The sequence below is a fragment of the Flavobacterium sp. Sd200 genome, assembly GCF_009826935.1.
Taxonomy (GTDB): Bacteria; Bacteroidota; Bacteroidia; order Flavobacteriales; family Flavobacteriaceae; genus Flavobacterium.
The window spans coordinates 335,239-347,921 of record NZ_WUMN01000004.1 but is presented as its reverse complement, the minus strand read 5'-3'; the positions used below and the strand labels follow the sequence as shown (position 1 = coordinate 347,921).

Below are 12,683 nucleotides of genomic sequence, written 5' to 3'. Positions count from 1 at the left end.
GACAAATGAAATTAGCTAAGATTTGTATAATTCGTGTCCAAAATAAAATCGTTCCCAAATGTTTCCAGAATGAAGGTTTTTCTTGCTGCGTTAATTGGTATATTTGATATACGCTAAAAAGTACAGCAATGAAGATCCTTATTGTGGAAGACGAGCAAAGGCTTAGGGAGGTAATTAGAGAATCGCTTGAAAAAGAAAAGTATATTGTAGAAACCGCTCACGATTATACAAGTGGTATAGACAAAATAGGTTCTTATGATTACGACTGTGTGCTTATAGACATTATGCTCCCTAACGGCAGCGGATTAAATTTGGTACGCGAACTTAAAAGCCTCAATAAAAAAGAAGCCGTTATAATTATTTCTGCCAAAGACAGTGTAGACGATAAGGTTATTGGCCTTGACCTTGGTGCTGACGATTATCTTGCCAAACCTTTTCATTTAGCCGAGTTGCACGCCAGGATAAAATCGGCCATACGACGAAAAAATCACAATGGTGATACCTTTGTTACACTGGGCAATATAAAACTATCTCCTGAAATGCGCACAGTTACTGTAGATGGTACAGACCTTGCATTAAACAGGAAAGAATTTGACCTGCTCTATTATTTTATGATCAATCCTAATCGGTTGGTTAATAAAACTGCCTTAGCAGAATCGGTTTGGGGCGATTATATAGACCAGGCTGATAATCTTGACTTTGTATATTCCCAAATAAAAAACCTACGCAAAAAGCTTAAAGATGCAGGCGCGGAAACGGATATTACTGCGGTATATGGTATGGGTTATAAAATGACTGCCCCCTAACCCCCCGAAGGGGGAATTCTCACTCTAACGAAAAATATGGATAAGCCAAAAGACAAAAAAACCAGTTCGCTGCAAAACTACACGCTAAAATATATAGTGGTGGCGTTGCTGTTTATAATAGCTTTGTGGGCAGGACTGTTTTATGCTATTATTTTAGAAGAGGTTTATGATAATATAGACGATGGGCTTAAAAACTCCAAAATACTTATAGAGCGCGAAGCCTTTGCCAATCCTGCAATACTCAACACACCCGAATTTGGCATTAATCAGTTTAAAATAGAGCCCCTGCCTAAAGGTACTTATGATTTCTCAAATAAGTTTACCAGCACGTTTGAATTTATGGAGTATGATGATGATGATGAACCCATACGACTGCTCGAAACAGTATTTAACGATGCTCAAGGCAATCCGCATAAACTAACCATTCGCGCCAGCATGGTAGAAGAAGACGAATTGCTGGAAGACCTGCTAACAGCACTTGTGGCACTATACATTATGCTGGTAGTAAGCATTGCGCTACTCAACCGTTTTGTATTGCGAAGGGTATGGAAATCTTTTTATCAGCTTTTGGATAAGCTCAAAAATTATAAATTAGGCACAGGTAAAAGTTTTGAGGCACCACAATCGCATGTTTCGGAATTTGAAGTATTGGGCCGCGAACTCGAAGACCTGCTGCACCGCAACGAAACCATCTATGCCAGCCAGAAACAGTTTATAGAAAATGCATCGCACGAATTGCAAACCCCTTTAGCTATTAGCCTTAACAAACTTGAACTGTTTGCCGAAAGCAGTAACCTACCCGACGAGCAAATGGCTGAAATTGGCAAAGTGAGCGATACCCTTAACCGATTGGTACGCTTAAACAAATCACTGCTGCTGCTTTCTAAAATAGAGAACAGACAGTATGCTGATGAAGAAATCGTAAATTTTAACAGCCTTGCTGCTCAGCTTGCCGAAGATCTTGCTGACATTGCAGAGTATAAAGAAATTAAAATTGATATTCTTGAAGAAGCGCAGCTAGAATATAAAATGAATAAAGGTTTGGCGTTAACACTCTTAACCAATCTTTTAAAAAATGCTATGGTACATAACCATAAAGGCGGGTCGATAGTAATAACCCTCAATAGTAAAAGCTTTACCATACAAAACACCGGTAATAATAAACCTCTTGATAAAGCCCAGGTATTTGACCGCTTTTACAGAAATTCTGACAACGAGCAATCTACAGGTTTAGGATTATCGATAGTGCAGTCTATTGTAAACAGCTACAAACTTACTGTAAGCTACAGCTTTAACGGCCAGCATAGCTTTACAGTGCGCTTTCCTGAACAAAATGCTTAAATAATTATAACACAAACACAATGTTTGAAAAAGAAAAATTGGCGCATTTAAATTATAATTAGTTACTTTTGCAATCTAAACTTATTCTAAATAAGCATTGAAGGCTACACTCGCAACATTAAAAAAAGGCCAGCGCGCCATTATAACCGAATTTAACGTAGAAGCTATTCCGCTAAAGTTACTGGAAATGGGCTGCCTGCCGGGCAATGAGGTTGAATTGTTGCAAATTGCGCCGTTGGGCGACCCTATTTACATTAACGTTAACGACAGCCATGTGGCCATTAGAAAAGATACTGCTGCCGAAATAGACGTTACAATTATAACGGAATAATTAATGGCTGGCCATACCCTGAAAATAGCCTTAATAGGCAACCCTAATACCGGTAAAACATCTGTCTTTAACCTCCTTACAGGCCTCAACCAGCAGGTGGGCAACTATCCGGGAATTACTGTAGAGCGCAAAAGCGGCTATTGCAAGCTGCCCGATAACTCAAAAGGACTTATACTCGACCTTCCGGGCACCTACAGCCTTAATGCCAGCTCTATGGACGAGAATGTGGTTATAGAGCTATTGATGAACAAAACGGATAAAGACTATCCGGACGTGGCTGTAGTAGTTACCGATGTAGAGAACCTTAAACGCAACCTGTTGCTCTATACACAGATAAAAGATCTTGAAATACCCACCATACTGGTTATAAATATGGCCGATAGGATGGACAGGAAAGGCATTTCACTGGATATCCCTTATCTTGAAGAACATTTAAAAACGCGTATTGCGCTTATCAGTTCGCGCAAGGGTACAGGAATAGATCATCTAAAAGAGCTTATAGTAAACTATAAAGATCTTTCGCATGAGCCATGCCTCAATGCGTCTACCATAGATCCTGATTATTTCAATAAGCTAAGACAAGCCTTCCCTAACCAGTTGCTGTACAAACTTTGGCTGGTAATAACCCAGGATGCTAACTTTGGCATTATAGACATGAAGGAGCTTCAGGGCACGTCGTTTACCAAAACAAAACCTGAGTTAAAAAGGCTTCAACAAAAAGAGACCATAAAACGCTACCAGTTTATAAACGATGTATTAAAGGTTGGTCAAACTATAGATACATCGGGTGCAAAAGACCTGCGTGCCAAATTAGACCGCGTGCTTACCCATAAAGTTTTTGGCTACGTTATTTTCTTCGGAATATTGATGCTCATATTTCAGTCTATATTTTCATGGAGCGAAATACCTATGAACTTTATAGATGAGAGCTTTGCTTGGCTGGCCTCGTTTACGGCAGAACACATACAACCGGGCAAACTGACCGACCTCATCACTCAGGGCATCATTCCCGGAATAGGTGGTGTAGTAATATTTATTCCTCAAATTGCATTTTTGTTCCTCTTTATATCTGTACTCGAAGAAACCGGGTATATGAGCCGTGTGGTTTTCCTTATGGACAATATAATGAAACGCTTCGGGCTTAGCGGCAAAAGTGTAGTTCCGTTAATATCGGGTACAGCCTGTGCCATTCCTGCTATTATGGCAGCACGAAATATAGAGAACTGGCGGGAAAGACTTATAACTATACTGGTAACGCCGTTTACAACATGTTCTGCAAGGCTTCCTGTTTATACTATACTCATATCTCTCATAATACCGGACAGGTATGTATTTGGTATTTTTAACCTACAGGGGCTAACGCTAATGGGATTGTATTTACTTGGGTTTGCCGGGGCAATACTCTCGGCATGGGTGCTAAATAAAATACTTAAAACAAAATACAAGAGCTTTTTTGTGGCAGAAATGCCAAACTACAAACTTCCGTTATTTAAAAATATCGGTCTTAATGTGTTAGAAAAAACCAAGGCTTTTGTATATGGTGCAGGTAAAATAATACTGGCATTATCTATTATTATATGGTTCTTGGGTTCGCACGGACCCGGTAGCAATTTTGATAATGCTGAAGAGATCGTAAAAAAAGATGCTATTGAACGTCAGGTAAATCCTGCTCATTGGGAAGATATGATCGCAGCTTACCAGCTTGAAAATTCGTATATTGGTATTATGGGTAAAACTATAGAACCGGTTATACGCCCGTTAGGTTACGACTGGAAAATTGGCGTTGCCATTGTAGGTTCCTTTGCAGCACGTGAGGTATTTGTGGGTACATTGGCGACAATATACAACATTGGAAGCAGTGCCGAAAGTGAAGACGAGGGCACTATTCGACAACGAATGGCCGCCGAAATAAAACCTGCCACAGGAGAAAAAGTTTTCAATTTTGCAACCGGGGTATCATTATTGCTGTTCTATGCTTTTGCAATGCAATGCATAAGCACGCTTGCCATTACCAAAAAAGAGACTAACTCATGGAAGTGGCCCATAATACAACTAATAGGAATGAGTGGTTTTGCTTATATAGTATCGTTATTGGCTTACCAATTATTAAAGTAAACGCTATGGATATTCAACAGATAATAGTATACATACTTGTAACAGCGTCGGTCGCCTTCCTGATTAAAAAATATTTCTTCAAAAAAAAGAAAGCAGGCAATTGTGGTAGCGATGATTGCGGTTGCCATTAATCTACCCAATAATAAGGAAAACCTCAATTTATAATCTAAAAAAAGGCTTATGTTTGTTTCAATAGCCACGGTATGAAGTTATTGAAATATCCCCTTATTCCTTTCACCTTATTTTTTTCCCTTGGCATTACCGGAGGATATTACATTCCGTGGCTGTATCGGATAATTCCTTACCTGCTTTTTGTATCAACTGTTTTTGTAGGACTCACATTTTATTATGCAAATAAAGCGTTTATACAAAAACCTAATTTTGCTGTAGGCATTGCCATTTTTGCGTTTTTCTCCGGCACTGCAGTTCAGGCTTTGCATTATGGCCCGAATAGTAACTATCATTACTCACATTTCCTCGATAATACAAGAGATGATGCTCCAGCGTTACCTGTATTTAGTGGTGTAATTACCGAAAGGCTAAAACCTAATGAATATTCTGAAAAGTATTATTTAGAGGCTATCGGCTTTTTCAGGCAGAGTGCTTCCGGTAAATTGTTAGTAACAGTACCTAAAGACAGTCTGTCGAAAATACTGCATGCCGGCGATAAACTTATAATTGCCGATATTCCACAGCCAATAACACCTGCATTGAATCCCTATCAGTTTGATTATGCTGCTTACATGAAAAAACAGGATGTTTTTCACCAGATACGGTTAAAAGACAATTATATTTTAAACGGACAGGAAAAGAATTTTAACTACTACATAGAGCAGTTAAGAAATGCATTGATAAACAGTTTTAGTATCCATAATTATGATGCTAAAACCATGAACCTTATTAATGCCCTTCTTTTTGGACAACGCCAGGATATGGATAAGGAAACCAACGACAGCTACACCAATGCAGGTGTGGTACATATACTGGCAATATCGGGACTGCATTTTACACTGTTATTTATTGCACTAAATTATATCCTAGAACCTTTAAAAAGAGTAAAGCATATAGGTGCCATAGGGCATTGTATAATTACTCTTGCACTCATGTGGTTATTTGCCTGTATTACGGGCTTGTCAGCATCAGTAGTGCGTGCTGTGGTTATGTTCAGTTTTGTACTGGCAGGGCAACTGTTAAACCGCAGGGCAAATATTTACAACTCATTAGCAGCCTCTATGCTTTGCATACTGTTATGTAAACCCTCTTTTTTGTTCGATGCAGGCTTTCAGCTAAGCTATCTTGCCGTGTTTGCCATAGTATGGCTACAACCCATTTACGGCCGCCTGATACACTCTAAATACTGGCTGATAAACTTTGCTAAAGACACTGTTGTAATATCGCTGGCCGCACAAATAGGCGTGCTGCCGTTAAGCCTGTATTACTTTAACCAATTCCCACTATTATTTTTAATAGCAAATGTGGTCGTAATACCACTTTCCAACGTTGTTCTTGGATTAGGGATTACAGTGTTGGTGCTCAATTTTGTTTTTCCACAGGGAGCTATATGGTTAGGATACATCCTGCAATTTACTATACAAATAATGAACGGCTTTATAAAATGGGTTGCTTCATTTGAAAGTTTTGTAATAAAAAATATTCCGTTTAGCCTTTTGCTTAACCTTTGCATGTATGCCCTGCTTGCAGCAACAGTCCTGTTTTTATATAAGCAAAGTTTTAAAAGAATAGTTGCAGTGCTTAGCCTATTGTTTGTATTTCAGGTAAGCTATATGGCAACGGCATGGCAGGCAAAAAATGGCAGTGAATTGCTGGTTTTTCATAACCGTAATGCAACATTAATGGTAGAAAAACAGAATAACAATATAACCGTACTTAGTGCAGATACACTTGCCTTAGAAAACAGAATCATAAAGGCCTATAACAAGGGCAATTTTAATCGTAATTTGCAATTGAGGCCATTGCGTAATTTAGTTTGGCATAACAACCATAAAGTCCTGATCATAGACAGCATTGGTGTTTACCCTGAAAACATAAAACCCGATGTGGTAGTACTTACACAATCGCCCAAAGTAAATTTAGACCGCATGCTGCAACAGCTACACCCCAAACAGGTAGTTGCCGATGCCACAAACTATAAAACCTATATTACCCTTTGGGCAGAAAGCTGCCGCAAAAAAAATATCCCTTTTCATGCTACTGCCGAAAAGGGATATTATATACTCAAATGAGTCGTAAAGTCAAAAGGTATTAGAACACCACAAGTTCTTTCGACTTTATGACTTTAAAACTTTATGACTTTATTACGCTTTCTTATTTTTAAGGATCTTATTGGCTCCATCCAGCCATGCAGCAGGCCCACCTGCAACATATCCGGTACTGCCTAACGCATCGAAGCTTATTTTACCATCAGCACCTTTTGCACCATGTGCAAACCATACTGTTGGATATCCCCTAACCTGAAAGAACTGGTTAAGCTGCGCATTTTGCGACTTAAGCTCTTCACTTTGGGGGGTACGCCTTGGGAAATCAAGTTCTACCAGCACTACATTTTCCTGTGCCCATTTGGCAAACTCAGGGGTTTTAAGCACTTCTTTTTGCAAGCGCATACACCAACCACACCAGTCAGATCCTGTAAAGAACATAAGCAATGGCTTTTTAGTCTTTTCAGAAAGTGCCACTGCCTTAGTAATATCGGTTTGCCACTCCAGTTCCTGTGCCTGAAGGCTAACTGCACTAAAGGCAATAAACAGCAGTAAAATAGCTTTTTTCATAAACTGTATTTTTAAACGTTAAACCAAATTCAGTACCAACCTATTTAACGCCATGCATTAGTTTTTTTACAAGCGGATGAAGCGCTGTAATAATAATACCTAACCCAATAGGCACTGCTGTAAATATAAGGAAAAATGTTGTTAATGAATATTTTGCCGTGATTTCTTCTATCATTCCTCCCATAGATCCGGCAATTTTGTTGCCCATAGCTATAAACAGGTAATAAACGCCAAACATCATCCCAATCCATGCAGCAGGAACAAGTTTACTTACATAAGATAATCCTACCGGAGAGATACAAAGCTCTCCCATTGTGTGAAACAGATAAGCCAGTATAAGCCACACCATACTCACACGTACCGTTTCTTCCGCGCCCTGTACAATAGGCATAGAGCCATAGGCAAGGAAGCCAAAGCCTAATCCTAAAAGCACGAGACCAAGACCAAATTTTACTGCTCCCGGAAGGTTGTATTTACTTTCCCACCATTTAGAAAACAACGGGGCAAGGGTTATAATGAACAATGAATTGAGAATACCAAACCATGTAGCGGCAACCTCAGTAGTCTCAGCAGAGAATTCTCTGTTTACCCTCCAAATCACAAGCCCCCATATAGCAACAAAACTTAGTGCCAAAATAATGTTACCAATAGAGTATTTTTTAAACGTCTTACCAAAAAGACTTATAAGTACATAAGTAATTATTCCTACAGGAGCAATTGTAAGTATTGCGTCTATAATTTTATAAGTCATACCTGCATTCCCTGTTAACACCCTTTGTGTATAGCGATCGGCGAAAATAGTCATCGATCCTCCTGCCTGTTCAAATGCTGCCCAGAAAAAAATGGTAAATACAGAGAATATAAATACAACAATTAATCTATCTATAATGATTTTTTGAGGTGTATTGTCTACAGCCTGCTCTGCTTTCGATGCTTTTTCTTTTTTAGGAGCCAAACCAACTTCTCCAAAGATGCCCTGAGTAAAATAAAACTGCAATAATCCAAGGAACATAAAAATACCCGCAAGGCCAAATCCCCAGCTATAAGATACTTTTTCGCCTATATAACCACAAAGTAAAATACCAAGGAAAGCACCTGCATTTACACCCATGTAGAAAATTGAATAAGCACCGTCTTTTTTTTCCGGATGGTCTTTATACAAATTACTGATCATTGATGTCATATTGGGCTTGAATAAACCATTACCAGCCATAAGGCAACCTAGACCAATATATAAAAATGTCTCCGTTTCAAGAGCCATACTTGCATGCCCAAGTGTCATTATTAATGCTCCAAGTAAAACAGCCCATCTATAGCCCAAAAGTTTATCTGCAATAAGCCCTCCAATAACCGGAGTAAGATAAACACCCATAGTATAGGTTCCATACAATGCCATAGCCTTTTCGGTAGTCCATCCCCAGCCTCCTTTATCAATTCCGGAAACAAGGAATATTACCAATAAGGCACGCATGCCATAATACGAAAAACGCTCCCACATCTCGGTAAAGAACATTACAAATAACCCGGCCGGCTGACCAAGTACACTTGATTCAAAAAAATCGCTTTTTGTAGTTGTAGCGGTTGTAGACATATATATAAATTAAAATAATATTTTCTAATTACTTTACTTCCTGCATTAGTTTTCTAATCAGCGGTGTTAGTGCTATTAATATAACTCCGGCAATAAGCGAATAGATAGCCAACTGATAATAGCCCTCTGTATAAGATTGTAGCTTAGACACTAATGTTGTACCTGTATTTGACCTCGATATTTCGGCTCCAAGCTTGCCTGCAGCAAACTGCCCAAAGGCACTTGCCAGGAACCAAAGCCCCATCATCATTCCGAACAAACGCTTTGGCGACAGCTTCGTAATGATCGACATTCCTATAGGCCCAAGGCACAATTCACCCAGGGTTGTTACAAGGTAGCCAAAGGTAAACACATTTAGTGAAGTAATACCCTCTGCATTGGCAAAAAACCTTGTGTAATAAAAAACATAGAATGATGCCGAAAGGAAAAGAAAACCAATACCAAATTTAATTACAGTATTAGGCTCTATTTTCTTTTTAGCCAGCCATAGCCATAAAAGCCCTACCAATGGGCTGAATATTATTACAAACAGTGAATTAGAACTGTTGTTTACTACGTTAGGATCGATATGGAAAAATAGTAACGAATCGTTTAGGTTGTCTTTAGCAAATAGAGATAAAGATCCTCCGCTCTGCTCAAAAATGGCATTAAATAAAAAGTAAAAGAATATGAAAAGGAATGCTGCTATAAGTTTCTTTTTCAGTGAAGATTCCAGTTTAAACGCCTCGTAACAAAAATATAAAACTGCGATTATGCCAATGGTGTACATAAAATAATCAGTATAATCGCTGTTCTTTACCATAAGGAATATGAATGGTATGCTTAGTATAGAACCTGCATATACCAATATTTCTTTTAATTTTCTGCTGGAAGGTGTTATACCTAAAAGTGGCGAATTGCCTATAGGCCCCAAATGTTTTTTGGTGAACAAAAATGTAATAAGCCCGAAAAGCATTACTAATCCGGCAGAAAGGAAACACAACGACCATGAGTGGTATTTACCTAAATAAATACACAATGCGCCGCCTAAAAGTCCGCCTACGTTTATACCGGCATAAAACAATCCGTAGCCGGCATCGCGGCGGCTGTCTTTTTCATGATACAGCTCCCCTACCATCGAACTGATATTCGGTTTAAAAAAGCCAGTGCCTATAATAGAAAGCGTTATACCATAATAGAACATTTCCTGCGGAGAGAAAGCAATAAGAAAATTACCCAATATCATTACTATACCACCAAATACCAATGATTTTTTAAAGCCCAGAACCTTATCGGCAAAGATACCGCCTATAAATGTAAAGGCATATACAAATGCCTGTATGGCTCCATATTGCAGGTTGGCCTCATCGTCTTTAAGCAAAAGCTGGTCTACCATAAAAAAGGTAAGTACGCCACGCATGCCATAAAAGCAAAAGCGCTCCCACATTTCCACTAAAAACAAATACCATAACTGCTTAGGATATTTGCCTTCAAAATTTTGTATTTGTTCTAAAGTAACGTCAGTAGTCTCGGCCATTATAGTTTTTCTTTAATAAAGTTGGTCATTTTTGTATATAGCTGCAGCCTTGTATAGCCACCAAATATACCGTGGTTTTTATCCGGATAAATAGCCCAGTCGAATTGTTTATTTGCCTGAATAAGTGCCTCTATCATCAGCATACTGTTTTGTACATGCACATTATCGTCGGCAGTACCGTGTACAAGCAGGAAGTTTCCTTTTAGTTTAGACACGTGGTTTATAGGCGAATTATCGTCATAACCCAATGGGTTTTCCTGTGGAGTTTGCAAATACCTCTCGGTATAAACACTGTCATAAAAACGCCAGTTGGTAACCGGAGCAACAGCAATGGCTGTCTTAAATACATCGGCTCCTTTTAAAATACAGTTGGCACTCATAAAACCACCATAGCTCCATCCCCATATACCAATGCGCGAGGCATCTGCATACGGATATTGTGCTATAACCTTAGCTGCATCTATCTGGTCTTCTACCTCAAACTTACCAAGCTCTTTATAAGTAACCTTTTTAAAGGCTGCCCCCTTAAATCCTGTACCGCGCCCGTCTACGCAGGCAATAATATAGCCTTGTTGAGACAGCATATAAAACCAGTAGTCATCGCTCGTATTCCATGTATTAGCGACTTTTTGACTTCCTGGTCCGCTATATTGGTACATCAATACAGGATATTTTTTTGCAGGATCAAAATCTTTTGGTTTAATAAACCATGTATTAAGTTCATGGCCTTTAGCTGTGGTTATTGTAGTAAACTCTTTTGCCGGAAGATCATACTTGCTCAATCTCTCCATCAAAAGATCATTACTCACAATATCTTTCACAAGCTTACCGTCTTTGGCACTATGCAGCTTGTAGTTTGTGGCTATAGTGCTGCTTGAATATTGGTTTATGAAATATTCAAAATTGGGACTAAACGTTGCCTCATTGGTTCCGGTTTGTGTAGTTAGTCTAACCTTATTTTTTCCGTTGATACTGATACGGTACACATCTCGGTTAATACTACCATTCTCTACAGACTGGTAAAAAATGTTGCCAGTTTTATCGTCAAAGCCATAATAGGCAGTTACCTCCCACTTGCCTTTGGTTACCTGATGCAATAATTTCCCTGTTTTACTGTAATGATAAATATGGTTATAGCCGTCTTTTTCACTGGTCCATATAAAACTGTTGTCGTTTAAAAAAGTAAGATTATCGGTAACTTCAACATAGGCATTATCTTTTTCGTTAAGCACCACCTTTGCTGTCCCTGAATTTGCATCAACAAAAATAAGGTCAAGATTATTTTGGTGGCGGTTTATAACCTGCACGCTCAGTGTTTGGGCATCGTTAGTCCACTTAATACGCGGAATGTAAAAATCATTATAACTACCTAAAGCAATCTCCTTATTTGTACCCGATTTTAAATCATATATGTGCAAACTAACCGTTGCGTTCTTTTCGCCTGCTTTAGGATATTTAAAAGTCTCCTGTTTTGGGTACAGTCCCTGGTTGTAAACATCCATGGTAAATTCAGGCACATCTGTTTCGTCAAAACGAATATAGGCAATTTTATCTCCGGCTTTATTCCACTCATAGGCTCTTACAAAAGCAAACTCTTCTTCATACACCCAATCAGTAATACCATTTATAACAGCATTCTTTTTACCATCGGTTGTAATTTGCTTTGTAGTTTTCGCAATGGCATCATACACATATAAGTTATTATCTTTTGCATAAGCTACTTTACTGCCATCGGCATTAAAAGTTGGCTCCATTACTTTATTATCAGAAAGCTTAACCAAACTTTTAGAGGCAACATCATAAATATAAAAATCGGCAACAAAAGAATGACGGAAAATAGGGTTGCTGTTATTGGCAATCAGCATCTTTTTTTCGTCATGGCTAAAACTGTAACTGTCTATTCCGTCTAAACCATTATGGTTTTTAGAATCTATAAGTGTGCCTACCTTATTAAGCGTAGAAAAATCGTACAAATCTACCGCTGCATTGCCATTTTTATCATAGACGTTTAGAACGGTGTACTGGTTGCTGTTTTGCATAGCAGTAAGTTCTGCCATACCTTTTGCCCTGAAAGCACCTCCCCATATTTCCTGAAGGGTTATTTTTTGCTGGGCTATTGCCGGCATAACTGCCAGTAAAAAGAATAAAACCGGGGTTTTAATGTATTTCATTTTTAGTTAGGGTAAAAAACTTTCAA

10 protein-coding genes are annotated in these 12,683 nt (G+C 38.7%); 6 read left to right on the top strand and 4 right to left on the bottom strand.

All coding sequences use genetic code 11. The features are described 5' to 3' along the window. Positions 1 to 128 precede the first annotated feature (128 nt). From GR160_RS13425 to GR160_RS13400, 6 genes are all read left to right on the top strand, one after another. Complete coding sequence (locus GR160_RS13425; protein WP_160750384.1) at positions 129 to 806, top strand: response regulator transcription factor; 678 nt, start codon at positions 129 to 131, stop codon at positions 804 to 806. 36 nt (positions 807 to 842) lie between these two features. Then, on the top strand, positions 843 to 2,147 hold the full coding sequence (locus GR160_RS13420) for a HAMP domain-containing sensor histidine kinase (RefSeq protein WP_160750383.1): 1,305 nt from the start codon (positions 843 to 845) through the stop codon (positions 2,145 to 2,147). A gap of 97 nt (positions 2,148 to 2,244) precedes the next feature. Continuing rightward, positions 2,245 to 2,478 carry a FeoA family protein gene (locus tag GR160_RS13415; protein ID WP_160750382.1) on the top strand — a complete coding sequence of 78 codons (234 nt, stop codon included), beginning with the start codon at positions 2,245 to 2,247 and terminating at the stop codon, positions 2,476 to 2,478. A 3-nt stretch (positions 2,479 to 2,481) separates the two neighbouring features. Continuing rightward, entirely contained in the window at positions 2,482 to 4,593 is a 2,112-nt protein-coding gene (gene feoB / locus GR160_RS13410) for a ferrous iron transport protein B (protein WP_160750381.1), read from the top strand. Beyond that, positions 4,509 to 4,724 carry a FeoB-associated Cys-rich membrane protein gene (locus tag GR160_RS19585; RefSeq protein ID WP_370519223.1) on the top strand — a complete coding sequence of 72 codons (216 nt, stop codon included), beginning with the start codon at positions 4,509 to 4,511 and terminating at the stop codon, positions 4,722 to 4,724. Before feoB ends, GR160_RS19585 begins: the two co-directional genes overlap by 85 nt. A gap of 72 nt (positions 4,725 to 4,796) precedes the next feature. Next, complete coding sequence (locus GR160_RS13400; RefSeq protein ID WP_160750379.1) at positions 4,797 to 6,836, top strand: ComEC/Rec2 family competence protein; 2,040 nt, start codon at positions 4,797 to 4,799, stop codon at positions 6,834 to 6,836. 72 nt (positions 6,837 to 6,908) lie between these two features. Here GR160_RS13400 and GR160_RS13395 read toward each other — a convergent pair whose 3' ends face one another. The 4 genes from GR160_RS13395 to GR160_RS13380 are packed head-to-tail and all read right to left on the bottom strand — an operon-like array spanning position 6,909 to position 12,657. Then, the gene (locus GR160_RS13395; RefSeq protein ID WP_160750378.1) at positions 6,909 to 7,379 is read right to left on the bottom strand and encodes a thioredoxin family protein; all 471 of its coding nucleotides are present in this window, start codon (positions 7,377 to 7,379) and stop codon (positions 6,909 to 6,911) included. Positions 7,380 to 7,419: 40 nt separating this feature from the next. Next, complete coding sequence (locus GR160_RS13390) at positions 7,420 to 8,970, bottom strand: peptide MFS transporter (RefSeq protein ID WP_160750377.1); 1,551 nt, start codon at positions 8,968 to 8,970, stop codon at positions 7,420 to 7,422. 28 nt (positions 8,971 to 8,998) lie between these two features. Further along, positions 8,999 to 10,486 carry a peptide MFS transporter gene (locus GR160_RS13385; protein WP_160750376.1) on the bottom strand — a complete coding sequence of 496 codons (1,488 nt, stop codon included), beginning with the start codon at positions 10,484 to 10,486 and terminating at the stop codon, positions 8,999 to 9,001. Continuing rightward, on the bottom strand, positions 10,486 to 12,657 hold the full coding sequence (locus GR160_RS13380; protein ID WP_160750375.1) for a S9 family peptidase: 2,172 nt from the start codon (positions 12,655 to 12,657) through the stop codon (positions 10,486 to 10,488). The genes GR160_RS13385 and GR160_RS13380 overlap by 1 nt, the downstream gene beginning before the upstream one ends. Between the last annotated feature and the right edge of the window lie 26 nt (positions 12,658 to 12,683).

Coding starts and splice junctions, on each gene's coding strand:
- GR160_RS13425 (WP_160750384.1), top strand. CDS start 129: ATGAAGATCCTTATTGTGGAAGACGAGCAAAGGCTTAGGGAGGTAATT.
- GR160_RS13420 (WP_160750383.1), top strand. CDS start 843: ATGGATAAGCCAAAAGACAAAAAAACCAGTTCGCTGCAAAACTACACG.
- feoB (WP_160750381.1), top strand. CDS start 2,482: ATGGCTGGCCATACCCTGAAAATAGCCTTAATAGGCAACCCTAATACC.
- GR160_RS19585 (WP_370519223.1), top strand. CDS start 4,509: ATGGAAGTGGCCCATAATACAACTAATAGGAATGAGTGGTTTTGCTTA.
- GR160_RS13400 (WP_160750379.1), top strand. CDS start 4,797: ATGAAGTTATTGAAATATCCCCTTATTCCTTTCACCTTATTTTTTTCC.
- GR160_RS13395 (WP_160750378.1), bottom strand. CDS start 7,379: ATGAAAAAAGCTATTTTACTGCTGTTTATTGCCTTTAGTGCAGTTAGC.
- GR160_RS13390 (WP_160750377.1), bottom strand. CDS start 8,970: ATGTCTACAACCGCTACAACTACAAAAAGCGATTTTTTTGAATCAAGT.
- GR160_RS13385 (WP_160750376.1), bottom strand. CDS start 10,486: ATGGCCGAGACTACTGACGTTACTTTAGAACAAATACAAAATTTTGAA.
- GR160_RS13380 (WP_160750375.1), bottom strand. CDS start 12,657: ATGAAATACATTAAAACCCCGGTTTTATTCTTTTTACTGGCAGTTATG.